The following is a 26,667-nucleotide window of genomic DNA, read 5'->3' as shown; positions in this document are numbered from 1 at the left end:
CGCGAAAGGGGCGCAGAGCGCCCCCAGCAATCGCCGCTACAACATCTTCTCCAGGCCAACCGCCTTGCTGATCCAGGCATTGAACCGTCGCCACATCCCACCCGGTTCGGATGTCAGCATGCGCCGCCTGCCATTTTCCTCTGTCACCCATACCATCTGGTTACCCACCAGCGTCGGCTGGTAGCTCAAGGCCGGGGCCATGCCCTGTACCGCCAGCGCGCGGGTGTACTCAGCCAGCTCCGGACTGTCCACGAGCACCCCGACCTCGGTATTCCACAATACCGAACGCGGGTCGAAGTTGAACGAGCCGATGAAGGTCTTGCGCCGGTCGAACACGATCGCCTTGCTGTGCAAGCTCGAGTCCGAGCTGCCGTGGAAGCTCAAGCTGTGCCGGGCGCTGGGGTCGCCGGGTTGGCGACGCAGCTCGTACAGTTGCACGCCATGCTCCAGCAGCGCCCGCCGATACGGCGCATAGCCGCCATGCACTGCCGGCACGTCGGTAGCCTCAAGCGAGTTGGTCAACAGCTTGACCGAGATGCCCGCGTCGGCGCTGTGGGTCAGGTACAGCAGGCCGGACTCGCCGGGTACGAAGTACGCAGATACCAGGATCAGTTCGTGTTGTACCTTGCTCAAGTCAGGGGCCAGTTGCTGAGTCAGCAGTAGTTGCGGGTCCGGTTCGTCATCGGCCAGCACTTTGCTTGGCGCATCCCACAGCGCCTGGGCATGGGCCCAGATCAGCTCGTTGCGCCACACATCCAGGCGTGGCTGCGACTGGTAGGCCATCAAGCGGTCATACAGGGCTTTGCGCTGGGTCCTGGCTTCGGCCAGCGAGACTTCCAGGCGGTGGCGGCTGGCGCGCAGGTCGCTGGCGTCCGGGTCGCGCCAGAGGAAGTCGGTAATCGGCCGGCTCAGGGCGCTGTTCCAGTATTGGTCGAAGCTGTGACCAAGCTGTTCGGCCACCGGGCCGACGCCCAGCAAGTCGATGTCGGTGAAGTTGAGGTTGGGTTCGGCATCGAAATACTCATCGCCCAGGTTGCGCCCGCCGACGATGGCCATGCTGTTGTCCACCAGGAACAGCTTGTTGTGCATGCGCCGATGCTGACGCGACAGGTTGAAGAGGCGGCCAACCGCACGCGTCACGCCGGTGCTGCGGCCCAGGTGCAGCGGGTTGAACACACGTATCTGAATGTTCGGGTGGGCATCGAGAGTGCCCATGATGACGTCCAGGCCGTCGCTGGTGGTGTCGTCGAGCAGAATGCGCACGCGCACGCCCCGGTCGGCGGCGCGCAGCAGTTCATGCACCAGGGCGCGGGTGCTGAGGCCATCGTGGACGATGTAGTACTGCAGATCGATGCTCGCTTGGGCGTTGCGGATCAGTTCGGCGCGGGCGCGGAACGCCTCGTTGCTGTTGGGCAGCAGGCGAAAGCCCGAGCGGCCACCATAGGGCGCGGCCTGGCGCAGTACCGAGCGGCCGAAGGCCGAGTCTTTGGCGGGTAGCGCCTGGCTGGTTTCGCGGGGCGTGCCGACGCTGGCACAGCCGGCAAGGCCGAGCAGTAGCACCAGCAGCAGAGGCAGAGCTCGCTGGAGTCTCAAGGGTAGATCGTCCTGTGCAGCAAAGGCTTGATAGGTTGGACCGTGGCGGGCAGCGCAAAGTTACGCGCCGGCGGTTTCTTCATCCAGTAGACGAAGGGCGGTTTCACCCACCTTGCGCACGGCGGCTTCGATCTGCGGCGTCGGCCGCGCGGCGAAGTTCATGCGTAGGCAGTGGCGGAACTTGCCCGACGCCGAGAAGATGCTGCCCACGGCAACCTGCACGTCCTGCTCCAGTAAAGCCCGGTTCAGGCGCAGCGTATCGAAATGTTCAGGTAATTCCACCCATAGCATGAAGCCACCTTGCGGCCGGCTGACCCGGGTGCCCGCCGGGAAGTAGCGAGTCACCCAGTCGCTCATCAGGTCGCGGCCACGCTGGTACTGGCTGCGCATGCGCCGCACGTGGGGTTGGTAGTGCCCGCCGGCGATGAAGTCGGCAATGGCCAACTGCGGCTGGCTGGCCGTGCTGCCGGTACTGATGTACTTCATGTGCAGCACCCGCTCCAGGTAACGACCGGGCGCAACCCAGCCTATTCGCAGGCCGGGGGCGAGGGTCTTGGAGAACGAACTGCAAAGCAGCACGCGGCCGTCGTCGTCAAACGACTTGAGAGTACGTGGGCGCGGGTAGGTGTAGGCCAGGTCGCCGTATACATCATCTTCGAGTATCGCCACGTCGTAGCGCTGGGCCAGGCTCAGCAGGGCCTTCTTGCGGGCCTCGGGCATGATGTAGCCGAGCGGGTTGTTGCAGCTGGGGGTGATCTGGATGAGCTTGATCGGCCACTGCTCCAGGGCCAGTTCCAGCGCCTCGAGGCTGATGCCGGTGACCGGGTCGGTTGGGATTTCCAGGGCTTTCATGCCCAGGCCCTTGAGGGTCTGCATGGCGCCGTGGAAGCTGGGGGAGTCGACAGCGACGATATCGCCCGGCTCGCATACCGCGCGGATGCTGCATGACAGCGCCTCATGGCAGCCGGTGGTTATCACCAGGTCGCCCGGGCCCAGGCGGCAGCCGGAGTCGAGCATCAGCCGGGCCACCTGTTCGCGCAGGGCCAGGTTGCCGTGGATGTTGTCGTAGTACAGGCCGGGCATGTCCTGCCGCCTGCTCAGCTGGGCGAGGCTGCGCAGCAGTGGCTTGAGGGTGGGGCTGTCGATGTCGGGCATACCGCGGCCTAGCTGGATCACTCCTTGGCGTGGGGTGCTGCGCACCAGTTCCAGCACCTGCTCCCATTGCGAGATGTCCACCGGGCGCTGGGCCGGGCGGCTGACGGCGGGCAGGGCCGGCAGGTGACGGTGGTCGTTGACGAAGTAGCCGGACTTGGGCCTGGGCGAGACCATGCCGCTGTCTTCCAGCATGCGGTAGGCCTGCTGCACGGTGCTCAGGCTGACCCCGTGCTCGACGCTCAGGGCGCGCACTGACGGCAGGCGCTGGCCGGGGCGGTAGAGGCCCTGTTCAATGCGCGCACCGAGCAGTTCGGCAAGGTTCAGGTAAAGGGTCACGGCATACTCCTTCGCTGCAATAGCGTGGCGACCAGTACAGTTGCGCCGAAAATACAGCATTCAGTAGGCCTGCGGCCAATTCTGTATGGGAATAATAAGGCTGTATTGGATCTGTATTGCGGGTAATGCCGAAGCGCATGCTTTCTTCACGGTATCAACTGAACGAGAGGATGCGGTGATGGGTGGCATGAGCGATGTGCGCTTGCAACTGTTGGCCAAGGAACTGGAAGCCGGGCAGCAAGCAAAGGTGTTCAACGCGCCGGAAGGTTTGGGGCGTTGGGGGCTGATGCTGCATCGCTGGCACACCCGCAGGGCGCTGCTGCAGTTGACCGATGACGAGTTGCGCGATATCGGGCTGAGCTGGGAGCAGGCCCGGACCGAGGGGCGTAAGCCCTTCTGGAAGGACTGACCATACAGATGTTGCGCGGTCGATGTAGGAGCGGCCTTGTGTCGCGATAGGGCCGCAGGGCGGCCCCAGCGATATTTGCGGCGAAGCTGAAACCTGGGGGCGCTACGCACCCCTTTCGCGACACAAGGCCGCTCCTACAGGGACCGCGCAGCTTTCAAATCAGCTCTTTCAGGCGATGCCACAGCATCCCCAACGCCAGCAGCGGCGAGCGCAGGTGCTTGCCGCCGGGGAAGGTGATGTGCGGCACCTTGGCAAACAGGTCGAACCGCCCGCTTTCCTGGCCGCTGATGGCTTCGCCGAGCAGACGCGCAGCCAGGTGGGTGGCGTTGAGCCCATGGCCGGAGTATGCCTGGGCGTAATACACGTTCGGCTGGCTGGCCAGGCGGCCAACCTGCGGCAGGCGGTTGGCACCGATGCCGATCATGCCGCCCCACTGGTAGTCGATGCGCACGTCGGCCAGTTGCGGGAAAACCTTGAGCATCTTTGGCCGCATGTAGGCAGCGATGTCCTTCGGGTCGCGGCCTGAATAGTGGCAGGCACCGCCGAACAACAGGCGCTGGTCGGCGGACAGGCGGTAATAGTCCAGTGCCACGCGCTGGTCACACACCGCCATGTTCTGCGGCAGCAGTGAATGGGCAGGCTCCTCGCCCAGCGGCTCGGTGGCGATGATGTAGCTGCCGGCTGGCAGCACTTTGCCGCCCAGTTCGCGGTTGAGGTCGTTGTGGTAGGCGTTGCAGCACAGCACCAGGGTCTTGGCACGTACCCGGCCCTGGGCGGTGTGCACCTGTAATTCCGGGCCGTAGTCGATGCGTGTGACCTCGGACTGCTCGAACAGCTTCACGCCCAGGCGGCTGGCCACGGCAGCCTCACCCAGAGCCAGGTTGAGCGGGTGCAGGTGCCCGGAGCCCATGTCGACCAGCCCGCCGACATAGCAGTCGGCGCCGACCACGCTGTGGATATCGTCCTTGCCGACCAGGCGCAGTTCATGTGCGTAGCCGAGGCCGCGCAGTTCTTCGGCATCCTCCGCAAAGCCCAGCAGTTCGGCGGGTTTGTTGGCCAGGTCGCAGTAACCCCAGGTGAGGTCGCAGGCGATGGCATGCCTTTCGACCCGCTCGCGGACGATCTGCACGGCTTCCAGGCCCATCAGTTTAAGGCTGCGCACGCCTTCCTCGCCGATGACCGGGAGGAACTGTTCCAGGCCGTGGCCGACGCCACGTATCAGTTGCCCACCATTGCGCCCGCTGGCGCCCCAACCGAGCTTGCGCGCCTCCAGCAGGATGACCGAGAAGCCGCGCTCGGCCAGTTCGATGGCGGTGTTCAGGCCCGAGTAACCGCCGCCTACGATGCACACGTCGGCGCTGTGCTCGCCTTGCAGGAAGGAGTGGTCGGGGTGTGGCGCGCTGCTGGCGGCGTAATAGGAGGCGGCATGCTGCGCGCTGTGGATCATTGGGCAGGTCCTGAGGCTGGTGGGCTGAGGGGGAGGAGGATAAGCCGGGGCTTTGGGGAGGGGCAACCGGCCTCATCGCCGGCAAGCCAGCTCCCACAGGGTCCGCGTGGCACTTGAGACCGGCGGTGTACCTGTGGGAGCCGGCTTGCCGGCGATTGGCCCTATAATCCAACCTCAGCTCTCAAACTTGTACCTTGCCATGTCCTGCAACCGCCACAAGATCCACTTCCTGCGCGAACTCATCCCTTCCTTCGAGTGCGAGCCCGGCTGCCACGACTGCTGCGGCCCGGTCACAACTTCGGCGGAAGAAATGGCCCGTCTGCCGCGCAAGTCCCAGGCCGAGCAGGACGCCGCCCTGGAGCGCCTGGACTGTGTGCACCTGGGCCCCAACGGCTGCACGGTGTATGAAGAACGCCCGATGATCTGCCGCCTGTTCGGCACCACCCCGCGGCTGGCCTGCCCGCGTGGCCGTGGCCCTGAACAGATGATCGAACCCGCTGCCGAGCAGCTGGTCCACCAGTTCATTGCCACCACCCGCCAGGTGCTGGTCTGACTCAGTCCGGGATCGGCAGGCAAAGGCTCTCCTTCACCTCTTCCATCACGATGTAGCTCTTCGATTCGCGCACGTGCGGCAGCTTCAGCAGGATGTCGCCGAGCAGCTTGCGATACGAGGCCATCTCGGAAATACGCGCCTTCACCAGGTAATCGAAGTCGCCTGAAACCAGGTGGCATTCCAGCACGTGGGGCAGCTTCAGCACAGCGCGGCGGAACTCCTCGAAGGTGTCGCCCGATTTGTAGTCCAGGCTGATTTCCACGAACACCAGCAGGCTGCCCTTGAGGTGCTGCGGGTTCAGGCGGGCGTTGTAGCCCATGATGATGCCCTCGCGCTCCAGGCGGCGGACCCGCTCGGTGCAAGGGGTGGTGGAAAGCCCAACTTTCTCGCCCAGTTCGGTGAAGGAAATACGCCCGTCATTCTGCAGGATACGCAGGATGTTACGGTCGATCTTGTCCAGTTCACGCTTGCTCTGGTGCTGGGTTCTCATAGGGGATGCCCCTCCGTGAAAGGCGATTTTGCCGAGAATTCTCGCCAATAATAGGCTTTTATATAGTGAATTGCACTGCGTTCAAATTCCTATACTGCGCGCATTCATGCCATTTCAATAAAAGTCTGCGGCGCGCCGCGTGCGAGGGATAAAACGATGCGAGTTCTGGTACTTGGTAGCGGTGTGATCGGAACCGCCAGTGCCTACTATCTGGCCCGGCAAGGTTTCGAAGTGACGGTGGTCGATCGCCAGCCGGCGGTGGCCATGGAAACCAGCTTTGCCAACGCAGGCCAGATCTCGCCCGGCTATGCCTCGCCCTGGGCCGCCCCAGGCGTGCCGCTGAAGGCCATCAAATGGTTGCTGGAGCGCCACGCGCCTCTGGCCATCAAGCTCACCGGCGACGTCGACCAGTACCTGTGGATGGCACAGATGCTGCGCAACTGCACCGCCAGCCGTTACGCGGTGAACAAGGAGCGCATGGTGCGACTGTCCGAGTACAGCCGTGACTGCCTCGACGAGCTGCGCGCCGAAACCGGTATTGCCTACGAAAACCGCAGCCTGGGGACTACCCAGCTGTTCCGTACTCAAGCCCAGGTAGATGCCGCAGCCAAGGACATTGCCGTGCTGGAACAGTCCGGCGTGCCTTACGAGCTGCTCGACCGCGACGGCATTGTCCGCGTCGAGCCGGCCCTGGCTGGCGTCAAGGACATCCTGGCCGGCGCCCTGCGCCTGCCCAACGACCAGACTGGCGACTGCCAGCTGTTCACCACCAAGCTTGCCGAAATGGCCGTGAAGCTGGGTGTGGAGTTCCGTTTCGGTCAGGACATCCAGCGCTTGGACTTTGCGGGTGACCGCATCAATGGCGTGTGGATCGATGGCAAGCTGGAAACCGCCGACCGTTACGTGCTGGCGCTGGGCAGCTACTCGCCGCAGATGCTCAAGCCGCTGGGCATCAAGGCCCCGGTGTACCCGCTGAAGGGGTACTCGCTGACCGTGCCGATCACCAACGGCGACATGGCCCCGACCTCGACCATTCTCGACGAGACCTACAAGGTCGCCATCACCCGTTTCGACAACCGCATCCGCGTCGGCGGCATGGCTGAAATCGCCGGTTTTGACCTGTCGCTGAACCCGCGTCGGCGCGAAACGCTGGAGATGATCGTCAACGACCTTTATCCTCGCGGCGGTGACCTGAGCCAGGCCAGCTTCTGGACCGGCCTGCGCCCGGCTACCCCGGATGGCACGCCGATCGTTGGTGCCACGGCGTTCCGCAACCTGTTCCTGAACACCGGTCACGGTACTTTGGGCTGGACCATGGCGTGCGGCTCCGGTCGCCTGCTGGCCGACCTGATTGCGCGCAAGAAGCCGCAGATCAGTGCCGAAGGCCTGGACATTTCCCGTTATGGCAACAGCCCGGAAGTGGCCAAGCACGGGCAGACTGCGCCGGCTCACCAGCAGTAATAGCCTGCACCGGCCTCTTCGCGGCTAAAGCCGCTCTCACAGGGATCGCATGTGCTTGGGCATTGTGCGGTCCCCTGTGGGAGCGGCTTTAGCCGCGAAGAACCCAACACCGTTTTCAACCTGTGAACCACCATAAGGCAGCCGCCATGCGTCCCGCCCGCGCTCTGATCGACCTCCAGGCCCTGCGCCACAACTACCGTCTGGCCCGTGAACTGACCGGTGCCAAAGCCCTCGCCGTGATCAAGGCCGACGCCTACGGTCACGGCGCCGTGCGCTGCGCCCTGGCCCTGGAGGCCGAAGCCGACGGCTTTGCCGTGGCCTGCATCGAAGAAGCGTTGGAGCTGCGCGCCGCCGGTATCAAGGCCCCGGTACTGCTGCTGGAAGGCTTCTTCGAAGCCAGCGAACTGGCCCCGATCGCCGAGCACGACCTGTGGTGCGTGGTGCACTCGCTGTGGCAACTGGAAGCGATCGAAAAGACCCAGCTGCACAAGCCGCTCACCGTCTGGCTCAAGCTCGACAGCGGCATGCACCGCGTCGGCCTGCACCCCAAGGATTACCACGAGGCCTACCAGCGCCTGCTGGCCAGCGGCAAGGTCGCGCGCATCGTGCTGATGAGCCACTTCGCTCGCGCCGACGAACTGGAGGCCGACGCTACCGCCCAGCAGATTGCCGGGTTCGAGGCCGCTCGCCAGGGCCTGGCCGCCGAGTGCAGCCTGCGCAACTCCCCCGGTGTGCTGGGCTGGCCGCAGGCCCCCAGCGACTGGGTGCGCCCGGGCCTGATGCTGTACGGCGCCACTCCGTTCGAAGTGGCCCAGGCCGAGGCCGAGCGCTTGCAACCGGTGATGACCCTGCAATCGCGGGTGATCAGCGTGCGCGAGCTGCCTGCCGGCGAGCCGGTGGGCTATGGCGCCAAGTTCGTCAGCCCAAGGCCAACCCGCGTTGGCGTGGTCGCCATGGGCTATGCCGATGGCTACCCACGCCAGGCGCCCAACGGTACCCCGGTACTGGTCGCCGGCAAGCGCGCCCAACTGATCGGCCGAGTGTCGATGGACATGCTCAGTATCGACCTGACCGATGTGCCGGAAGCCACCGTAGGCAGTCCGGTCGAACTGTGGGGCAAGCATGTGCTGGCCAGTGAAGTGGCGGCGCACGCGGGTACCATTCCGTACCAGATTTTCTGCAACCTGAAGCGGGTACCTCGGGACTACGTCGGCGAATGACACGCTGAAGCGGACAGGTTGAGGGGCGGTGTGTTGTAAATACTGAACGGCATTGCCATGATATCGTTCACATCCACCCCCCTTTCCACCGTTTCAGGAGGCTCCAGCTTTGGACGTCGGCGAACGACTGCAAGCCATCCGCAAGCTCAAGGGCCTGTCCCAGCGTGAACTCGCCAAGCGTGCCGGCGTGACCAACAGCACCATCTCGATGATCGAGAAGAACAGCGTGAGCCCGTCGATCAGCTCGCTGCGCAAGGTGCTGAGCGGCATTCCCATGTCCATGGTCGAGTTCTTTTCGGTCGAACTGGAACCTGAAAGCCCCACGCAGATCGTTTACAAGGCCCATGAGCTGATCGACATCTCCGACGGTGCGGTGACCATGAAGCTGGTCGGCAAGTCGCACCCCAACCGTGCCATCGCCTTTCTCACCGAGGTGTATCCACCGGGTGCCGATACGGGGGCCGAAATGCTTACCCACGACGGCGAAGAAACCGGCATCCTGCTTGAAGGCCGCCTTGAGCTGGTGGTCGGCAACGAGATCTTCATCCTTGAAGAGGGTGACAGCTACTACTTCGAAAGCACCCGCCCGCACCGCTTTCGCAACCCGTTCGACCGGCCGGCGCGGCTGATCAGTGCGGCGACGCCTTCAAACTTTTGATCCAGCGCAGTGCATTGATTCGGCAATACCCCTTTCCTGTGTGGGGTCGTTTCACGGCCTCTGGGTTCCCGCTATACTTTTCAACGCTCGCCAATCCGTGGCCGCGAGCGTGATTAGCCACCATGAGGGTGTTCGCGTGAACCAAATCAAGAAGATGCTGGCCGTACCAGCAGCCGTATTCGCCCTCTGGGCAATGAGCGCAACCGCTGCGACCAACGATGACATCGCCAAGCGCCTGGAGCCGGTTGGCCAGGTGTGCGTCCAGGGCCAAGAGTGCAAGGGCATGGAAGTGGCCGCCGCCGCAGGTGGCGGTGGTGCCAAGACGCCGGACGAGATCATCGCCAAGCACTGCAATGCCTGCCATGGCTCCGGCCTGCTCGGCGCACCGAAGATTGGCGATACCGCGGCGTGGAAGGAACGCGCCGACCACCAGGGCGGCCTGGACGGCATCCTGGCCAAGGCCATTACCGGCATCAACGCCATGCCACCGAAAGGCACCTGCGCGGACTGCTCGGATGACGACCTGAAAGGGGCGATCAAGAAGATGTCCGGGCTGTGAGAAACAGCTGAATTGCATGAGGCCCGCCATTGATGGCGGGCTTTGTTTTTGTGGTGCCTGTACCGGCCCTTTCGCGGCTAAAGCCGCTCCAACCACCCCTTCAAGCATCACCATACAAGCGGCTTTAGCCGCAAACGGGCCGGCACAGGCAACCAACCCACCTAAGCCCATGTCCAACCCCTGAACCCATGGATGTCTCAGGAGGCCCCGATGCACCTCTGCTCCATCGACCAGGCCGTCGAGCAAGTCCTGTCGCGCCTGCCAGCCCACATCCACATGGGCCTGCCGCTGGGCCTGGGCAAGCCCAACGCCTTCGTCAATGCGCTTTACACTCGCATCCGCGATCTGCCTGAACGGCAGCTGACCATCTACACGGCCCTGTCCCTCGGCCGCCCGCCACTGGGTGACGGTTTGCAACGGCGCTTTCTCGAACCCTTTGTCGACCGCGTTTTTGCCGACTACGAAGAACTCGCCTACCTCACCGACCTGCGCAACGACTCGTTGCCATCCAACGTTCGCGTCGAGCAGTTCTTCATGCAGCCCGGCAGCCTGCTGCACAGCGCGTCGGCCCAGCAGAGCTACATCAGCAGCAACTACAGCCACGCCGCACGCGACATCAACTCCAAGGGCCTGAACCTGATCGCGCAGCTGGTGGCCGCCACCCCCGAGAGGCCGGTGCACCTGAGCCTGGCCTGCAACCCCGACATCACCCTCGACCTGCTGCCAATGATCGCCAAGCGTCGCGCCGCCGGCGAGACCATCCTCATGCTCGGCCAGGTGCATGCCGAGCTGCCTTACATGCCGGGTGACGCCGAGCTACCCATCGATACGTTCGACCTGCTGATCGATACAGCCGAGCAACGCCGCCTGTTCTCCACGCCGAACATGCCGGTCAACACCCAGGACCACTGCATTGGCCTGCACGCCAGCAGCCTGGTTCGCGACGGCGGCACGCTACAGATCGGCATTGGTGCCATGGGCGATGCGGTAGCTGCCGCATTGCTGGCGCGCCAGGGTGACAACGCCGGTTATCGTGCCGTGCTCGACGCGCTGGGTGCTGGCTCGTGGCAAGCGCTGATCGAACGGGAAGGGGGTTTGGACACCTTCGCCCAAGGCTTGTACGGCTGCAGCGAGATGTTCGTCAACGGCCTGCTGGCGCTGGCCGAAGCGGGCCTGTTGCGGCGCCCGGCGGACGAGCAGGGGGCGGCAGTGCTGCATGGCGGTTTCTTCCTCGGCCCCCAAGCGTTCTACCAGCGCTTGCGCGACATGCCACTGGAGCAACGTGCACGGTTTGCCATGACGCGTATCAGCTTCATCAACGAGCTGTATGGGCAGGAGGAGCTCAAGCGCCGCCAACGCCGTGATGCGCGCTTCATCAACACTGTATTCGGCATGACCCTGCTCGGCGCTGGGGTGGCCGACCAGCTGGAGGATGGCCGGGTACTCAGTGGCGTGGGCGGCCAATACAACTTCGTCGCCCAGGGCCATGCGCTGGAGGGTGGGCGTTCGATCCTGCTGCTGCGCAGCTGGCGTGAGGCGGGTGGGGAGGTGACCTCGAACCTGTTCTGGAATTATGGCCATTGCACCATCCCCCGGCACCTGCGCGATATCGTTGTGACCGAGTACGGCATTGCCGACCTGCGTGGGCAGACCGACAGCGAGGTGATTGCGCGGTTGCTGGCGGTATGTGATTCGCGGTTCCAGCAGGGGCTGATCGAGCAGGCAAAGGACGCCGGCAAGCTGGCCAAAGATTTTCAACTGGAGGCGTGCTTTACCGACAATACGCCGCAGCGGCTGGAGGCGATCAGGGCGCGGCACTCGCGGTTGTTCCCGGAGTATCCGCTGGGCACGGACTTTACGGCTGAAGAACGGGATTTGCTGCGGGCGCTGAACTGGCTGAAGAGCAAGTTCAAGCTGAGCGAGGTGCTGGAGCTGGGCAAGGCAGCGCTGGATGCGCCGGGGCCGGAGGGCTATGCGAGGCACCTTGTGCGGATGCAGCTGGATCAGCCGCAGGGGTTGAAGGAAGAGCTTTACCAGCGGTTGCTGCTGGCTGGGTTGGCGGCAACCGGATGAGTTTCCGGAGCTGCTTTGCAGCCATCGCCGGCAAGCCAGCTCCCACAGGTACTGCGCAAGGCTTGGGTCCTGTGAGTTCCCTGTGGGAGCTGGCTTGCCGGCGATAGGGCCGCTACAGGCTTACTCGATGAAGGTAACCACACCACCTTCCAGCGACTTCACACGGGCCAGCGATTCAACGCGATAGCCCTGGCTGTCCAGCTCGGCACGGCCGCCCTGGAACGACTTCTCGATCACGATACCCAGGCCGGCCACGGTGGCGCCGGCCTGCTTGATGATCGAGATCAGTGCCTGCGACGCCTTGCCGTTGGCCAGGAAGTCGTCGATCACCAGCACGCGGTCGCTGCTGTTGAGGTGACGCGGCGAGATGGCCACGGTGTTCTCGGTCTGCTTGGTGAAGGAATACACCGAGGCGGTCAGCAGGTTCTCGGTCAGGGTCAGCGACTGGTGCTTGCGGGCGAAGATCACCGGCACGCCCAGTTTCAGGCCAGTCATCACCGCCGGGGCAATGCCCGAGGCTTCGATGGTGACGATCTTGGTCACGCCCGCGTCGGCGAACAGGCGGGCGAACTCGTCACCGATCAGCTGCATCAGCGCAGGGTCGATCTGGTGGTTGAGAAACGCATCGACTTTGAGAACCTGATCGGAAAGCACGATGCCTTCTTCGCGAATCTTCTGATGCAGTGCTTCCACTGTGGTATTCCTCGATGTAACAAAGGTGGCCGCACATAGCGGCAAAATTAAAGAGTAATGGTTGATTAGCGTTTGAGCATTGCCCGGATATCGGCCAGGGCGTTGTTGCCGCGTGCGGCCTTTACCTCGACCGGCGCATCGTCCAGGCCTTCCCAGGCCAGGTCTTCCGGTGGCAGTTCGTCGAGGAACCGGCTGGGCGTGCAGTCGATGATTTCACCGTACTGCTTGCGCTTGGCGGCGAAGGTGAAGGCCAGTGTCTGGCGCGCGCGGGTGATACCCACGTAGGCCAGGCGGCGTTCCTCCTCGATGGTGTCGGCCTCGATGCTGGAGCGGTGCGGGAGGATTTCCTCTTCCATGCCCATGATGAACACGTAGGGGAATTCCAGGCCCTTGGAGGCATGCAGGGTCATCATCTGCACACCTTCGGCGTTTTCTTCCTCTTCCTGCTGGCGCTCGAGCATGTCGCGCAGCACCAGCTTGCCGATGGCGTCCTCGATGGTCATGTCACCCTCTTCGTCCTTCTCGAGGGTGTTCTTCAGCGCTTCGACCAGGAACCAGACGTTGCTGATGCGGAACTCGGCAGCCTTGTCGCTGGCAGTCTGCTGGCGGATCCAGTTCTCGTAGTCGATGTCGCGGATCATCTCGTGCAGCGCGGCAATCGGGTCTTCCAGGGCAACCTTGTGGCGAACCCCGTCCAGCCAGTGCTTGAAGCGCTGCAAACGCTCGGTATAGCGGGCGTCCAGATGCTCGCCCAGGCCAAGCTCCTCGCTGGCGGCGTACATCGAAATGCCACGCTCGGTGGCGTAGTTGCCGAGTTTTTCCAGGGTGGTGGAGCCGATTTCACGGCGCGGTACGTTGATCACCCGCAGGTAGGCGTTGTCGTCGTCCGGGTTCACCAGCAGGCGCAGGTAGGCCATCAGGTCCTTGACCTCCTGGCGGCCGAAGAAGCTGTTGCCACCCGACAGGCGATACGGCACCTGGTGGTGCTGCAGCTTCAGTTCGATCAGCTTGGCCTGGTAGTTGCCGCGGTAGAGGATGGCAAAGTCGCTGTACGGGCGGTTGGTGCGCAGGTGCAGGGTGAGGATTTCCATGGCCACGCGTTCGGCCTCGGCTTCCTCGTTCTTGCAGCGGATGACGCGGATTTCGTCGCCCACGCCCATCTCGCTCCACAGCTGTTTCTCGAACGCGTGCGGGTTGTTGGCGATCAGCACGTTGGCGCAGCGCAGGATGCGGCTGGTGGAGCGGTAGTTCTGCTCCAGCATCACCACTTTCAGGGAGGGGTAGTCCTCCTTGAGCAGCATCAGGTTTTCCGGCCGGGCGCCACGCCAGGCATAGATCGATTGGTCGTCGTCACCCACCACGGTGAACTGGTTGCGCATGCCGATCAGCATCTTCACCAGCAGGTACTGGCTGGCGTTGGTGTCCTGGTATTCGTCCACCAGCAGGTAGCGCACGCGGTTCTGCCAGCGCTCCAGCACATCGGGGTGCTCCTGGAACAGCTTGACCGGCAGCAGGATCAGGTCGTCGAAATCCACCGCGTTGAACGCCTTGAGCGTGCGCTGGTAGTGGGTGTAGACGATGGCGGCGGTCTGCTCGCGCGGGTTGCGCGCCTTCTCCAGGGCCTCGGTGGGCAGGATCAGGTCGTTCTTCCAGGCACCGATCATGTTCTTGATCTCGTCGATGCCGTCGTCGCCGGAGTATTCCTTCTGCATGATGTCCGACAGCAATGCCTTGATGTCGGACTCGTCGAAGATCGAGAAACCTGGCTTGTAGCCCAGGCGCTCGTGCTCCTTGCGGATGATGTTCAGGCCCAGGTTGTGGAACGTGCACACCGTCAGGCCTCGCCCTTCCCCCGGGCGCAGCAGGGTGCCGACCCGCTCCTTCATCTCGCGCGCGGCCTTGTTGGTGAAGGTCATCGCCACGATGTACTGGGCACGGATGCCGCAGTTCTGGATGAGGTGGGCAATCTTGCGCGTGATCACGCTGGTCTTGCCCGAGCCTGCACCAGCGAGCACCAAAAGAGGGCCGCCGACATAGTCACGGGCTTCCTGCTGCCGGGGATTGAGTCGGGACATGCTAGAAACCGGGGGTCGCCAGAAAATAGCCGCGCATTCTAACAGGCATGGGGCGTTTGTGGCGCGACCGTCTGACGTCTGAGTCAAATATGTAAACGGGATTTGCCGGCTGGCGCAGTTTCGCGCAGGATGCACGACAAAATACGTCGGGATGCTACACCCGTAAAAACATGTATTAAATTGAAAATCATTTTCATTAATGCAGTAGCATACCCGCCAGTTTCCGTTGCACCGTGAAGCCCTAAGGAGCCCGCTTGTCCACGCCTGTCGAACCATTGCGTTTGCTGCTGTTGGCCGATGAGCCGGAATGGGGGGCGCTGCTGCGCGAGTGCACGCCTGCCCTGGGTGGCAGCGCCGTACTGCTGACGGCGCCGAACTGGGAGTCGGTCGACAGCCTGTTCAACCAGGACCGCCAGGCTGTCGTGCTGGCAACCCCGGCCCTGCAGCCCGCGCCCGGGCGCTGCGAGTTGCCGACCATCCTGCTGCTCGACCACGAGCCCCAGCTAGCGCCCACCGCTGTCAGCGACTGGCTGGTGCGTGACCAGCTCAATGCCGACACATTGCGCCGCTCGCTGCGCCATGTGCGCGAGCGCGGCGTGCTGGTGGCGACCTTGCAGCGCCTGGCCGAGCAGGACCCGCTGACCGGCATCGCCAACCGCCAGGGCTTTCAGGCCTTGCTGACCGCACGCCTGGCCGAGAATGACGGCCGTGGCCTTGCCCTCGGCCACCTGGACCTGGACAACTTCCGCCACGTCAACGACGCCCTCGGCCACCAGAGTGGCGACCGCCTGATCCTGCAGGTGGTGGCGCGCCTGAAACAGCAACTGGAGGCGGGCGACCAGCTGGCGCGCCTGGGCAGCGACGAGTTCGCCCTGCTGATCGACACCCGACGCGACCCCAATCGTGCCGAATCGATTGCCGAGCGGATTGTCGAGGCGTTGGCCGAACCCTACTGGATCGACGGCGAAAGCCTGCTGCTGGGCTGCAGCCTGGGCCTGGCCCATGCTCGCGCTCAGGGTGGTGCAGACCCGCTGATGTGGCACGCGCACATCGCCATGCGCCAGGCCAAGGGCAGCCAGGGTTGCACGTTCCATGTGTTCAACGAACGCATCAACCGTAACGCCCGCAGCCTTGCCGACCTGGAAAGCGAACTGCGCCGCGCCCTGCGCCGGGACGAGTTGGAGCTGCATTACCAGCCGCGGTTGAACCTGGCCGACGGGCGCATCGTCGGCCTCGAGGCGCTGGTGCGCTGGCGGCATGCCGAGCGCGGCCTGTTGCCGCCAAGCGAGTTCGTGCCGCTGGCCGAGCAGAGCGGCCTGATCGTCCCGCTGGGCTACTGGGTGATTTCCCGTGCCCTGCGCGACATGCAGGCGCTGTGCGAGCGCGGCCTGGAGCCGCTGCACATGGCGGTCAACCTGAGCTTCCGCCAGTTCCAGGACAGTCAGCTGTTGGCGACCTTGAGCCGCCTGATTCTCGAACATGGCGTGGATGCTCGCTGGCTGGAGTTCGAACTGACCGAAACGGCGGTGATGCGCCGCAACGAACTGGTGCGCCAGACCATGGACGCCCTGGGGCGCCTGGGCGTGCGCTTTTCGCTCGATGATTTCGGTACCGGGTTTTCTTCGTTCGTGCACCTCAACAGCCTGCCGATCACCTTGCTCAAGGTGGACCGCAGCTTTGTCGCGGAAATGGAAATGCGCGAGGAGAACCGCAAGCTGGTGCACGCCATGATCAACCTGGCGCACAACCTCAACCTGGAGGTGGTGGCCGAAGGGGTGGAGAGCGAAGAGCAGATGGCGTTGCTGCGCGGGTTTGGCTGTGACCAGGTTCAAGGCTTCCTGGTCAGCAAGCCGCTGCCGGTGGGGGAACTGATGGAGTTTTTGCTGCAGGCGACCGGCGGCCAGTTGGGCGCGGCCCTTTAGGGCCTCTTCGCGGGTTAACCCGCTCCCAAAGGCTTTGCACAGGTTTCAGACTCTGCGCATTCCCTGTGGGAGCGGGTTTACCCGCGAAGAGGCCCGCAAGTCAGGCCGAAGCCGCCGCCGCGCCACCAATCCCGGCCTTGCCCAAGAGCCGCTTCATGCGCCACTCAAAGCCAAAGGTCAGTGCCACCGCTGCGCACGCCAGCCCCAACGCCAGCCCCCACCACACCCCGACCGCGCCACCGCCCAGGGTAAAGGTGAACAGCCAGGCGCTCGGCGCCCCCACCAGCCAGTAGCAGACCAGGCCGATCAGGAAGGTGGTCTTGGCATCCTTCAGCCCACGGATCGAGCCCATCGCGATCGTCTGCATGCCATCGAACAGCTCGAACCACGCAGCCACCATCAGCAACTGCACCGCCAGCTGGAAGATCGCCGCAAATGCCGGGTCGTCACGGTCGATGAACAGCCCCACCAGAGCATCGGGCAGCAGCCAGAACAGCGCGGCGAAGGCAAACATGATCATCGCCCCGAAGCCGATGCCCACCCGCCCGGCGCTGCGTGCCGCCAGCAGGTTGCCAGCGCCGTAGTACAGCCCCACGCGCATGGTCACCGCATACGACAACCCGGTCGGCACCATGAACGCCGTGGAGACGATCTGCAGGGCGATCTGGTGCGCCGCCAGCTCGGTGCTGCCCAGCACGCCCATGCACAGCGCGGCAAAGGCAAACAGGCCGACTTCCACCATGTAGGTGCCGCCAATCGGCAGGCCCAGCCGCCACAGCTCGCGCAGGGCCGGCAGCGAAGGGCGCGACAGGCCCTTGCGCAGTGGGTAGGCGGCATAGGCCGGGTGCCAGCGGATATACAGCGCCAGGGCAATGGCCATGCCCATCGACACCACCGCGGTGACCAGGCCGATGCCCATCAGCCCCAGTTTGGGCAGACCGAACATGCCTTCTATCAGCGCCACGTTGAACAGGTAGTTGAGCACCGTGCCGACCAGGCTGATGACCATCACCGGGGTCGAGCGGCCCAGCGCGCTGGTAAAGCCGCGCAAGGCCATGAAAGTCAGGTAGCCGGGCAGGGCCAGTGGCAGCAGGGTGAGGAATTCGGCGGCCGAGGCAACGTTCTCGGGCTTTTGCCCGAACAGCAGCAGTACCGGCTCCAGGTTCCACAGCACGAGCGCAGCGAACAGCGCCAGGCCCCAGGCCAGCCACAGGCCACCCTGCGCCAGGCGGGTGGCGCCCTCGATGTCGTTGGCGCCCTTGCGAATGGCTACCAGGGTGCCGACCGCAGCGATCACGCCAAGGCAGAAGATCGACACGAACGAGTAACTCGCCGCGCCCAGGCCGCCGCCAGCCAGGGCTTGCGGGCTGATGCGGGCCATCATCAGGGTGTCGGTCAGCACCATCAGCATGTGCGCCAACTGCGAGGCGATCAGCGGCCCGGCCAGGCGCAGCAAAGCCTTGAGTTCTGTGGTGGGCGCGACATGCATGGGGCAGTCCTTTTCCTGGTGTGATCAACGAAGGGCGATTCTGAGGCTTTGGTCAACTTTGCACAAAAGGATAAAAGCGATCATTGGCATGAGTCTGACTCATGTATATATGCTTTCCGGTGATTCATTTCACAGCCCCGTATGGCAGGTGCCTCATGTCCCGTCAGCTCCCCCCGCTGTATGCCCTGCGCGCATTCGAAGCCGCCGCGCGGCTGAGCTCCTTCACCCGTGCCGGCGAAGAGCTGTCTATTACCCAGAGCGCGGTCAGCCGGCATATCCGCACGCTGGAGGAGCATTTTGCCTGCCGCCTGTTCGTCCGCAGCGGCCGCAGCCTGCAACTGACCGAAGCCGCGCGGGTGTTGCTGCCCGGTGTGCGTGAAGGCTTTGCCGCGCTGGAGCGGGCTTGCGATACCTTGCGCGGTGAGGATGACATCCTGCGCATGAAGGCCCCCTCGACCCTGACCATGCGCTGGTTGCTGGCGCGCCTTAGCCGCTTTCGCCATTTGCAGCCTGGCAACGAGGTGCAGCTGACCAGCGCCTGGATGGATGTCGACCATGTGGACTTCAACCAGGAGCCGTTCGATTGCGCGGTGTTGCTCAGCGACGGGGTGTTCCCGCCGGAATGGGAAGTGCGCAAGTTGTTCCCGGAGCTGCTGATCCCCGTGGGTGCGCCAGACCTGCTCGACGAGGAGCCCTGGGACGAGCGCCGGCTGGCCTGCATAGAGCTGCTGCATCCCACGGTGGACAAACGCGACTGGCGAGAATGGTTGGAGCGCATGGGGCTGAGTGACAAGGTTTCGCTCAAGGGCGGGCAGGTGTTCGACACCCTGGAGCTGGGCATGATTGCCGCGGCGCGTGGCTATGGCATTTCCATGGGTGATTTGCTGATGGTGGCCGAGGATGTGGCGCAGGGGCGCTTGAGCCTGCCTTGGCCGACGGCGGTGCCCAGCGGGATGGATTATTACCTGGTGTGGCCGCGCACTCGGCCAGGGGGCGAGCGGTTGCGGCGTTTGAGCGCGTTTCTGGAAGAGGAGGTGGCGGCGATGGATTTGCCGGATGTGCAGATCCTGCCGCCCCTCTGATTGCCTGTACCGGCCTTCTTCGCGGGCTTGCCCGCTCCCACAGGTTTGGGAGCAACTGTCTGTGTTGCCTGCCCTGGCCTCATCGCCGGCAAGCCAGCTCCCACAGGGACTGCATTTGCCTCAGGCTCGCTGCGATACTGTGGGAGCTGGCTTGCCGGCGATAGGGCCGCGAAGCGGCCCCTGCGATCTACAGCCTTACATCGAGCCCAGGTTCAAAGCCTGTGCACACGCCTGCAGCGACCGACGCTCGCTCTGCGCATACAACGCCAGCTCATCCTGCACCTGCAGCCCAAGCGCTGCTTCAAATGCATCGCGGTTGGCGTTGCTGCCGTACTCGGCCTGCGCATCGTCACCCAGGTTGGACTGGAAGATCCCCGCCGCGCTCACCGGCAGGAAGTCCTCGTACACCAACGCCTCGAAGTGCACATGGCCAGCCTCGATCAGCCCTTCCAATGTGGTTGGGCGGCCATCCTGGTCGCGCGCAGCCAAGCCTTTCTCGGTGGCGAAGTAGCGGAAGTAGGCCAGCCCCTGTTCACGCATCTGTGCCAGGTCATCCGGGAATTCGGCAAAGGTGTCCTTCAGCAACGCCATGTAGCGTTCGGCATTGGCCTCGGCCGGGGCGCCACCCAGGGCGGCGCGGGTGGCGTCGAGCAGCTTGTCGTACAGCTGGCGACCTTTCGGCGTCAGCGCCGCGCCGCGTTGCTCGATTTCGCCGAAGCGTGCGGTATGGCTGCCTTCGCTGCCCTGCTGGTCGCTGAACGCTACCTTTTCCTGCAGGGCCTTGAAGCTGGTCTGGCGCAACAGGATCGGGTGACGACGGGTGGGCGGGCCTTCGACCACGGCCTTTGGCGGGATGCCCTTGGCCGGCATGCCGAGCTGGATTGCATCGATGTCCAGGGTGCGCGGGGTCAGGTGGTTGATGTGCGGGCCCTTGAAGGCCACCACATCGGCGATCAGGCGGTGCTGGTCGTGCAACTGCTGGTACTGCTCGGCAGTGACGGTAGCGTCATGGTGCCAGCGGAACGTGTGCAGCGCTTCATGCACGAACGCATCGGCATCGGCGGCGTTCAGGCCACCATCGCGCTCGCATTGGGCGATCAGCTCGAGGGCGCGGGTGGTGAAGATCTGGCGCTTGGCCAGGATGCTTTCTGCCAGCTCGCGCAGTTGCGGGTTGTCGATCAGTTCCAGGCGCAGCAGCGAGGTGAACACGCGGAACGGGCTGACGTGCAGCGACTGCTCGTGCACCGCGCGGAAGGCGGTGGAATGCACCGGCACACCGGCGGAACTGAGGTCGTAGTAGCCGACCGGCTGCATGCCCATGACCGCGAACAACCGGGCGATGGTGGCCAGCTCTGCGGCGGTGCCGACACGGATGGCACCGTGGCGCTCCTGATCCAGGCGCTCGATTTCGCCGGTCCAGCGCAGGGCCTCGGCAACCTCGGGTTGCTGGGCCATGACCTGCTGGTTGATTTCGCTCACCAGCTCCAGCAGCGTGCCGTAAAGGGGCACTTCCTGTTTGTACATGAGCGACATGGCGGCAGAGAACTGCGCGCGGATGCTGTCGGGGCTGACGAAATCGTGGGCGGGCATCGCTAGCTTCCTGGTTGGGTTCGGACGCTTACATGAAAGCTGGGAATGCACTTTGCTCACAAGCGAAAAAAAGTGAGTGTGTCATTCCTTTTTTGATCGACCTCAAGGGCCCTTTCGCGGGTACCTCACAGGGCCCAGGCCTTGCGCGATACCTGTGGGAGCGGGTTCACCCGCGAAGAGGCCCTCAAGCCTGAAGCTGCTCACGAATCCATTCCACCAACGCCCTGACCTTGGGCACTTCCGCCGCATGCTCGGCATACGCCAGGTAATGCGCCCCGGCACTGCGCATCGCATGGTTCCACGGCACCACCAAACTCCCCTCGGCCAGCTCTTTCGCCGCCAGGTAGCGCGGCACCAACGCCACCCCGCACCCGGCCTGCGCCGCGCTCAAGGCCATGTAGAAGGTATCGAAGCGCGGCCCGTGATAGGCGCTGACGCTCTGCAAGCCCAACTCCAGGAACCACTCGTGCCAGGCCTCGGGCCGCGAGGTGCTTTGCAGCAGCACCAGGTCCGCCAGCTCCCCGGCATCATTCAGTTCACGCCCGGCCAGCAACTCCGGCGCGCACACCGGCACCACCTCCTCACCGAACAGCTCCACGCAGGTGGCCCCCGGCCAGGTGCCCTGGCCATAGAAGAACACCACGTCCGCCGAGCCCTGCAGCAGCGCGAATGGCTCCATCTCGTTGCGGATGTCCAGGTGGATGTTGCTGTGGCGCTTGCCAAAGCCCTTGAGGTGCGGGATCAACCAGCGCACACCAAAACTCGGCTGAGTGGCTACCTTCAATATCTCGGTCTGTTCGCCGTAGGTGAGCACGTAGCGGCTGGACATATCCACCTGGGTGAGGATCTTGTTGACCTCGGCCAGGTACAAGCTGCCCGCGGGCGTCAGCTGCAGGCGGCGGCGGATACGCAGGAACAGGTGGTGGCGCAGCATGTCTTCAAGCTGCGCCACCTGCTTGCTGACCGCGCTCTGGGTCAGGTGCAGCTCTTCGGCGGCACGGGTAAAGCTCAAATGGCGGGCTGCAGCTTCGAAGCACTGCAGGGCGGTCATGGAGGGCACCAGGCGTTTGGACATAGCGGTCTCTGCGGCTCAAATCATTACCTGACGGAATGATATGCGGAATAAAGGTCGTTTGTTGCACCGGTGTGATCGGATTAATACTGATCCACATCATTTTTCCACCCCATCACCCGATGTAGGAGATGCACAAATGGTTGCTGGACTGCTCGAGCGCCTTGGCGTTGCTGCCGAGGCTTACACCCAGGGCGACTACCCTGTTCACACGCCGATCGACGGCAGCCAGATCGCCTCGGTGAAACTGCTCGGCAAGGCCGAGACCATCGCCCGCATCGATCAGGCCCAGAGCGCCTTCGAAGCCTGGCGCAGCGTGCCGGCCCCGCGCCGCGGCGAGCTGGTGCGCCTGTTCGGCGAAGTGCTGCGTGAGCACAAGGCCGACCTCGGCGAGCTGGTTTCGATCGAAGCCGGCAAGATCACCCAGGAAGGCCTGGGCGAAGTGCAGGAAATGATCGACATCTGCGACTTCGCCGTTGGCCTGTCGCGCCAGCTGTACGGCCTGACCATCGCTTCCGAACGCCCTGGCCACCACATGCGTGAAACTTGGCACCCGCTGGGCGTGGTCGGCGTAATCAGCGCCTTCAACTTCCCGGTCGCAGTCTGGGCCTGGAACACCGCCCTGGCCCTGGTCGCCGGTAACTCGGTGGTATGGAAACCGTCCGAGAAGACCCCGCTGACCGCCCTGGCCTGCCAGGCGCTGTTCGAAAAAGCCCTGAAAGCCTTCGGTGATGCCCCGGCTGGCCTGGCACAACTGGTGATCGGCGGCCGTGAAGCCGGCGAAGCCATGGTCGACGACCCGCGCGTACCGCTGGTCAGCGCCACGGGCAGCACCCGCATGGGTCGCGAAGTCGGCCCACGTGTGGCTGCCCGCTTCGGCCGCAGCATCCTCGAGCTGGGTGGTAACAACGCCATGATCCTGGCCCCGAGCGCCGACCTCGACCTGGCCGTGCGTGGCATCCTGTTCTCCGCAGTCGGCACCGCCGGCCAGCGTTGCACCACCCTGCGCCGCCTGATCGTGCACCGTTCGATCAAGGACGAAGTGGTTGCCCGCGTCAAAGCCGCCTACGGCAAGGTGCGCATCGGTGACCCACGCAAGGACAACCTGGTGGGCCCGCTGATCGACAAGCAGTCGTTCGATGCCATGCAGGGCGCGCTGGCCAAGGCCCGCGACGAAGGTGGCCAGGTATTTGGTGGCGAGCGTCAGCTGGCCGACCAGTACCCGAACGCCTACTACGTATCGCCTGCCATCGCCGAAATGCCGGCGCAGAGCGACGTGGTGCGCCACGAAACCTTCGCCCCGATCCTGTACGTGCTGGCCTACGACGACTTCGAAGAGGCCCTGCGCCTGAACAACGAAGTGCCACAAGGTCTGTCGTCGTGCATCTTCACCACCGACATCCGTGAAGCCGAACGCTTCCAGAGCGCCTCGGGCAGCGACTGCGGCATCGCCAACGTCAACATCGGCACCAGCGGCGCCGAGATCGGCGGTGCGTTCGGTGGCGAGAAGGAAACTGGCGGTGGCCGTGAGTCCGGTTCGGATGCCTGGAAAGGCTACATGCGTCGCCAGACCAACACCGTGAACTACTCACGCGAGCTGCCGCTGGCGCAGGGTATCGTGTTCGACTGATGTCCGCAGGCGGGGGCTTTGCCCCCGTTTCGCCGGCAAGCCAGCTCCCACAGGGATCGTAATCTGTGGGAGCTGGCTTGCCGGCGATGGGCTGCAAAGCAGCCCCAACAAGAACAAATTGCTGGAGCCGGGCCATGTCCGAACTGCGTCAAGAATGCTTGTGGGAATTCGTCAGCAAACCGACCGTCGCCGCCCAGGCTCTGGCCGGTGAGCACAAGGCCGATGTCTGCGTGATCGGTGGCGGCATTACCGGCCTGTCGGCGGCCATCCACCTGCTCGAACAGGGCAAGTCGGTAATCCTGCTGGAGGCCTGGAAGATCGGTCACGGTGGCTCCGGGCGCAACGTCGGCCTGGTCAACGCCGGCACCTGGATCCGCCCCGACGATGTCGAGGCCACCCTCGGCCTGCAGCAGGGCAGCCGCCTGAACAAGGTGCTCGGCGAAGCCCCGGCCGAAGTGTTCGCCATGATCGAACGCCTTGGCATCGACTGCCAGGCCCAGCACAAAGGCACGCTGCACATGGCGCACAACGCCACCGGTATCGCCGACCTCGAGGCCCGCCACGAACAATGGCGCCGCCGTGGTGCCGATGTGGAACTGCTGACCGGCGGCAAGTGCCAGGAATACTGCGGCACCGACAAGATTTCCGCCGCGCTGCTCGACCGCCGCGCAGGCACCATCAACCCCATGGGTTACACCCAGGGCCTGGCCGCAGCGGTAGCACGCCTGGGTGGCAAGCTGTTCCAGCAGTCTTCGGTCGAAGGCCTGGAGCGTGACGGCGATGCCTGGCGGGTGAAGACCGCTCGCGGTTCGGTGCGCGCCGACAAGGTGGTGATTTCCACCGGCGCCTATACCGAAGGCGACTGGAGCAACCTGCAGAAGCAGTTCTTCCGTGGTTATTACTACCAGGTGGCGTCCAAGCCGTTGCAGGGCGCTGCAGCCGACAAGGTGCTGCCACATGGCCAAGGCTCGTGGGACACCCGCACCGTGCTCAGCAGCATCCGCCGCGACGACCAGGGGCGCCTGCTGCTAGGCAGCCTGGGCCGGGTCGACAACAAGCCGGCGTGGTTCGTGCGCAGCTGGGCCGACCGCATCCAGAGCCACTATTACCCGGAGCTGGGCAAGGTCGAGTGGGAAATGCACTGGACCGGCTGCATCGACTTCACCCCCGATCACCTCATGCGCCTTTTCGAGCCGGCGCCGGGGCTGGTGGCGGTGACCGGGTACAACGGGCGGGGCAATACCACCGGGACCGTGATTGGCCGGGCGTTTGCCGAGTTTCTGCTGAAGGGGGAGGCGGGCAGCCTGCCGATTCCGTTTTCGCCGATGAAGGGCGTGAGTGCGCCCTCGCTGCGGACGGCGTTCTATGAGTCCGGGTTCTCGCTGTACCACGCGGGGCAATGCCTAAGGGTTGTGTTGTAAGTACCGGCCCGATCGCCGGCAAGCCAGCTCCCACATTGACCGCATCGTCCTTAAGGCCTGTGCAGTATCTGTGGGAGCCGGCTCGCCGGCGATAGGGCCGGCACAGGCTTACTTGTGCAACCAGCTGAGAAAGCCGCCCTTCTTGATCGAAACCGGCTTCTGCAGCAACAACGACTCCCGGTTCTGCCGCCGAAATCGCTGCAACTTGCTCAACGCCGTCTGCACATCGCCGCGTTGCACCAGGCAGCTCTTCACCTGTTCCTTGTCGATCCGGTACAGCACGCAACTGGTCAGCGTGCGGAACTCGGCCAGCGAGTCCTCTTCATCGACGATCCCCTCGATCCCCAGTACCTCGCCCGGCCCCATGCGCCCGGCCTCCACCAGCTTGTCGCCATCGCGGATCGACGCCGAAACCACTCCGCTGCCAATCACCAGCAAATGATCGGAATGCTCGCCCACGCCCAGGATCACCTGGTCGGCCAGGTATTCCACCGCCGTCATGCGCTGGCTCAGCGCATCGCGCTCTTCCGCGCTCAGCGAGCGGAACACCCGCACCTCGTCCAGCACCTCGCGCTGGCGGCTGCGTGGTGGCGTGGCCAGGTCAGCATTCCACATCACCCCGCTGGCCTCCAGGTGCCGGTGAGCCAGGTCGAACAGCTGGTTGCGCGCGTCGCCCTTGGCGCCTGCATCGGCCACGAAGCCGCTGGCTTCGTACTCCACTGATTCCAACGTCGAGGCTTTCACCGTCACCTTTGGTTTTGGGGTTGCAAGAATGGCACTGACGCCTTGCAAGGCTTTTTCCAGCGCATCGAACACCCGTTTGGGCCGCACCTTGGCCGGCACCACCACGCTGATCGACACCCCATGCACATCGGCCGGGCGGCTGTGGTTGAGCAGCCGGGCCTTGGCCGCCACCGAGTTGGGGATTACCGCCAGGCTGCCGGTGCTGGTGAGCAGGCGGGTGGCACGCCAGTCGATTTCCAGCACCTTGCCTTCGGTGTTGTCGATGGAGATCGAGTCGCCAATCTGATACGGCCGCGTGGTGTTCAGGATGATGCCACTGAACACGTCGGCCAGCGTGCTTTGCAGCGCCAGGCCGATGACGATGGCCATGACCCCCGACGTAGCCAGCAGGCCCTTTACCGGCAACTGCAACACATAGCCTGCGGCAGCGACCACGGCAGCCAGGAAGATCAGCGCCCCCAGCACATCCTGCAGCAAACGCCCGCCGTGGCTGCCACGGGCACCCAGCAACAGGCCGAACACCACCGTCACCGTGCGCGCACCGAACAGCCACCAGCCGATCGCCAGTACTGTGGCGATCAGGTTGCGCGAAACATCATCCGGCCAGGGTGGCGGTTGCATCGGGCTCATTCCGGCAGCCACCAGCACCGAGCTGAACAGCAGGAACAGCACCAGCCGCGCACCGATGCGCCAGGCCCGGTGCTGGAGAGGGATCAGTTGCCAGAGCACGAGGTCGAGCAGGATCAGGGCGGTGCCGAGCAACAACGGGTATGACTGGATGAACGCCAGCATGGTGGTCTCGGGTGAGGAGAGGGCTGTGGGTAGTAATAGAGCAGGTTGGCCGGGCAGGCAATGGGGCCTGTGCCGGCCTCTTCGCGGCTAAAGCCGCTCCCACAGGTACTGCGCACGATTCAAATCCAGCGCAATCCCTGTGGGAGCGGCTTTAGCCGCGAAAGGGCCGGTACAGCCCACACAAAACCATCGTTCATAAAACA

21 protein-coding genes are annotated in these 26,667 nt (G+C 64.2%); 11 read left to right on the top strand and 10 right to left on the bottom strand.

The genetic code is table 11. The features are described from left to right. Positions 1-36: 36 nt before the first annotated feature. Both V3314_RS03150 and V3314_RS03145 read right to left on the bottom strand, forming a co-directional pair. The gene (locus tag V3314_RS03150; protein ID WP_046613687.1) at positions 37-1,593 is read right to left on the bottom strand and encodes a phospholipase D family protein; all 1,557 of its coding nucleotides are present in this window, start codon (positions 1,591-1,593) and stop codon (positions 37-39) included. Positions 1,594-1,653: 60 nt separating this feature from the next. After that, a complete protein-coding gene (locus V3314_RS03145) occupies positions 1,654-3,084 on the bottom strand; it encodes a PLP-dependent aminotransferase family protein (RefSeq protein WP_161797611.1) in 1,431 nt (476 codons plus the stop codon). Between the two features lie 178 nt (positions 3,085-3,262). On the opposite strand from V3314_RS03145, the gene V3314_RS03140 reads away from it, so the two are divergent. Continuing rightward, complete coding sequence (locus V3314_RS03140; RefSeq protein ID WP_039612328.1) at positions 3,263-3,493, top strand: DUF1127 domain-containing protein; 231 nt, start codon at positions 3,263-3,265, stop codon at positions 3,491-3,493. Positions 3,494-3,647: 154 nt separating this feature from the next. Here the strand turns inward: V3314_RS03140 and V3314_RS03135 are convergent, their stop codons facing one another. After that, entirely contained in the window at positions 3,648-4,940 is a 1,293-nt protein-coding gene (locus tag V3314_RS03135) for an FAD-binding oxidoreductase (RefSeq protein ID WP_338459919.1), read from the bottom strand. Positions 4,941-5,139: 199 nt separating this feature from the next. Here V3314_RS03135 and V3314_RS03130 point away from each other — a divergent pair, with 199 nt between their 5' ends. Beyond that, positions 5,140-5,493 (top strand): YkgJ family cysteine cluster protein, encoded by a 354-nt coding sequence (locus V3314_RS03130; RefSeq protein ID WP_013974780.1) that lies wholly within the window; start codon positions 5,140-5,142, stop codon positions 5,491-5,493. A gap of 1 nt (position 5,494) precedes the next feature. Here the strand turns inward: V3314_RS03130 and dadR are convergent, their stop codons facing one another. Then, positions 5,495-5,983, bottom strand: a complete 489-nt coding sequence (dadR, locus tag V3314_RS03125; protein ID WP_003258963.1) for a transcriptional regulator DadR — start codon at positions 5,981-5,983, stop codon at positions 5,495-5,497. Positions 5,984-6,139: 156 nt separating this feature from the next. On the opposite strand from dadR, the gene dadA reads away from it, so the two are divergent. From dadA to V3314_RS03100, 5 genes are all read left to right on the top strand, one after another. Further along, positions 6,140-7,444, top strand: coding sequence for a D-amino acid dehydrogenase (gene dadA, locus V3314_RS03120; RefSeq protein WP_046613683.1), 1,305 nt, complete (start codon positions 6,140-6,142; stop codon positions 7,442-7,444). Between the two features lie 146 nt (positions 7,445-7,590). After that, positions 7,591-8,664 carry an alanine racemase gene (alr, locus tag V3314_RS03115; RefSeq protein ID WP_338459918.1) on the top strand — a complete coding sequence of 358 codons (1,074 nt, stop codon included), beginning with the start codon at positions 7,591-7,593 and terminating at the stop codon, positions 8,662-8,664. A 109-nt stretch (positions 8,665-8,773) separates the two neighbouring features. After that, positions 8,774-9,322 (top strand): cupin domain-containing protein, encoded by a 549-nt coding sequence (locus V3314_RS03110; RefSeq protein WP_013974777.1) that lies wholly within the window; start codon positions 8,774-8,776, stop codon positions 9,320-9,322. A 154-nt stretch (positions 9,323-9,476) separates the two neighbouring features. Further along, entirely contained in the window at positions 9,477-9,881 is a 405-nt protein-coding gene (locus V3314_RS03105; protein ID WP_038408395.1) for a c-type cytochrome, read from the top strand. A 210-nt stretch (positions 9,882-10,091) separates the two neighbouring features. Further along, positions 10,092-11,954 (top strand): acetyl-CoA hydrolase/transferase C-terminal domain-containing protein, encoded by a 1,863-nt coding sequence (locus V3314_RS03100; RefSeq protein ID WP_338459917.1) that lies wholly within the window; start codon positions 10,092-10,094, stop codon positions 11,952-11,954. Positions 11,955-12,074: 120 nt separating this feature from the next. Here V3314_RS03100 and V3314_RS03095 read toward each other — a convergent pair whose 3' ends face one another. Both V3314_RS03095 and rep read right to left on the bottom strand, forming a co-directional pair. Next, positions 12,075-12,647 carry a xanthine phosphoribosyltransferase gene (locus tag V3314_RS03095; RefSeq protein ID WP_009683322.1) on the bottom strand — a complete coding sequence of 191 codons (573 nt, stop codon included), beginning with the start codon at positions 12,645-12,647 and terminating at the stop codon, positions 12,075-12,077. 65 nt (positions 12,648-12,712) lie between these two features. Beyond that, a complete protein-coding gene (rep, locus tag V3314_RS03090) occupies positions 12,713-14,722 on the bottom strand; it encodes a DNA helicase Rep (RefSeq protein WP_046613680.1) in 2,010 nt (669 codons plus the stop codon). Between the two features lie 254 nt (positions 14,723-14,976). Between rep and V3314_RS03085 the strand changes: the two genes are divergently transcribed. Next, entirely contained in the window at positions 14,977-16,644 is a 1,668-nt protein-coding gene (locus V3314_RS03085; RefSeq protein WP_046613679.1) for a bifunctional diguanylate cyclase/phosphodiesterase, read from the top strand. Between the two features lie 100 nt (positions 16,645-16,744). On the opposite strand, the gene V3314_RS03080 is transcribed toward V3314_RS03085, so the two are convergent. Beyond that, positions 16,745-18,133 carry a NorM family multidrug efflux MATE transporter gene (locus tag V3314_RS03080; RefSeq protein WP_085601133.1) on the bottom strand — a complete coding sequence of 463 codons (1,389 nt, stop codon included), beginning with the start codon at positions 18,131-18,133 and terminating at the stop codon, positions 16,745-16,747. Positions 18,134-18,288: 155 nt separating this feature from the next. Between V3314_RS03080 and V3314_RS03075 the strand changes: the two genes are divergently transcribed. After that, positions 18,289-19,215: a LysR substrate-binding domain-containing protein gene (locus V3314_RS03075; RefSeq protein WP_046613677.1), complete on the top strand. Its 927-nt coding sequence runs from the start codon at positions 18,289-18,291 to the stop codon at positions 19,213-19,215. Between the two features lie 195 nt (positions 19,216-19,410). On the opposite strand, the gene V3314_RS03070 is transcribed toward V3314_RS03075, so the two are convergent. Next, entirely contained in the window at positions 19,411-20,805 is a 1,395-nt protein-coding gene (locus V3314_RS03070) for a VOC family protein (protein ID WP_046613676.1), read from the bottom strand. A 184-nt stretch (positions 20,806-20,989) separates the two neighbouring features. After that, entirely contained in the window at positions 20,990-21,880 is an 891-nt protein-coding gene (locus tag V3314_RS03065; RefSeq protein ID WP_046613675.1) for a LysR family transcriptional regulator, read from the bottom strand. A gap of 136 nt (positions 21,881-22,016) precedes the next feature. On the opposite strand from V3314_RS03065, the gene V3314_RS03060 reads away from it, so the two are divergent. Further along, positions 22,017-23,507, top strand: coding sequence for an aldehyde dehydrogenase family protein (locus tag V3314_RS03060; RefSeq protein ID WP_003253547.1), 1,491 nt, complete (start codon positions 22,017-22,019; stop codon positions 23,505-23,507). 134 nt (positions 23,508-23,641) lie between these two features. Further along, positions 23,642-24,928 (top strand): FAD-binding oxidoreductase, encoded by a 1,287-nt coding sequence (locus V3314_RS03055; protein ID WP_085601134.1) that lies wholly within the window; start codon positions 23,642-23,644, stop codon positions 24,926-24,928. 108 nt (positions 24,929-25,036) lie between these two features. Here V3314_RS03055 and V3314_RS03050 read toward each other — a convergent pair whose 3' ends face one another. Next, positions 25,037-26,464 carry a mechanosensitive ion channel family protein gene (locus V3314_RS03050; protein ID WP_046613673.1) on the bottom strand — a complete coding sequence of 476 codons (1,428 nt, stop codon included), beginning with the start codon at positions 26,462-26,464 and terminating at the stop codon, positions 25,037-25,039. Positions 26,465-26,667 lie beyond the last annotated feature (203 nt).

Source organism: Pseudomonas sp. TE3-3-F2023 (assembly GCF_036784815.1).
Lineage (GTDB): Bacteria > Pseudomonadota > Gammaproteobacteria > Pseudomonadales > Pseudomonadaceae > Aquipseudomonas > Aquipseudomonas pudica.
Note: the sequence above shows the minus strand (reverse complement) of the source record. Positions and strands in the feature narration are given on the sequence as shown.

What these genes read in the sequence shown, in the direction of transcription:
- alr (WP_338459918.1), top strand. Translation starts at nt 7,591, where the DNA reads ATGCGTCCCGCCCGCGCTCTGATCGACCTCCAGGCCCTGCGCCACAAC.
- dadR (WP_003258963.1), bottom strand. Translation starts at nt 5,983, where the DNA reads ATGAGAACCCAGCACCAGAGCAAGCGTGAACTGGACAAGATCGACCGT.
- V3314_RS03055 (WP_085601134.1), top strand. Translation starts at nt 23,642, where the DNA reads ATGTCCGAACTGCGTCAAGAATGCTTGTGGGAATTCGTCAGCAAACCG.
- rep (WP_046613680.1), bottom strand. Translation starts at nt 14,722, where the DNA reads ATGTCCCGACTCAATCCCCGGCAGCAGGAAGCCCGTGACTATGTCGGC.
- V3314_RS03080 (WP_085601133.1), bottom strand. Translation starts at nt 18,133, where the DNA reads ATGCATGTCGCGCCCACCACAGAACTCAAGGCTTTGCTGCGCCTGGCC.
- V3314_RS03130 (WP_013974780.1), top strand. Translation starts at nt 5,140, where the DNA reads ATGTCCTGCAACCGCCACAAGATCCACTTCCTGCGCGAACTCATCCCT.
- V3314_RS03065 (WP_046613675.1), bottom strand. Translation starts at nt 21,880, where the DNA reads ATGTCCAAACGCCTGGTGCCCTCCATGACCGCCCTGCAGTGCTTCGAA.
- V3314_RS03050 (WP_046613673.1), bottom strand. Translation starts at nt 26,464, where the DNA reads ATGCTGGCGTTCATCCAGTCATACCCGTTGTTGCTCGGCACCGCCCTG.
- V3314_RS03135 (WP_338459919.1), bottom strand. Translation starts at nt 4,940, where the DNA reads ATGATCCACAGCGCGCAGCATGCCGCCTCCTATTACGCCGCCAGCAGC.
- V3314_RS03075 (WP_046613677.1), top strand. Translation starts at nt 18,289, where the DNA reads ATGTCCCGTCAGCTCCCCCCGCTGTATGCCCTGCGCGCATTCGAAGCC.
- V3314_RS03060 (WP_003253547.1), top strand. Translation starts at nt 22,017, where the DNA reads ATGGTTGCTGGACTGCTCGAGCGCCTTGGCGTTGCTGCCGAGGCTTAC.
- dadA (WP_046613683.1), top strand. Translation starts at nt 6,140, where the DNA reads ATGCGAGTTCTGGTACTTGGTAGCGGTGTGATCGGAACCGCCAGTGCC.
- V3314_RS03105 (WP_038408395.1), top strand. Translation starts at nt 9,477, where the DNA reads ATGCTGGCCGTACCAGCAGCCGTATTCGCCCTCTGGGCAATGAGCGCA.
- V3314_RS03100 (WP_338459917.1), top strand. Translation starts at nt 10,092, where the DNA reads ATGCACCTCTGCTCCATCGACCAGGCCGTCGAGCAAGTCCTGTCGCGC.
- V3314_RS03140 (WP_039612328.1), top strand. Translation starts at nt 3,263, where the DNA reads ATGGGTGGCATGAGCGATGTGCGCTTGCAACTGTTGGCCAAGGAACTG.
- V3314_RS03070 (WP_046613676.1), bottom strand. Translation starts at nt 20,805, where the DNA reads ATGCCCGCCCACGATTTCGTCAGCCCCGACAGCATCCGCGCGCAGTTC.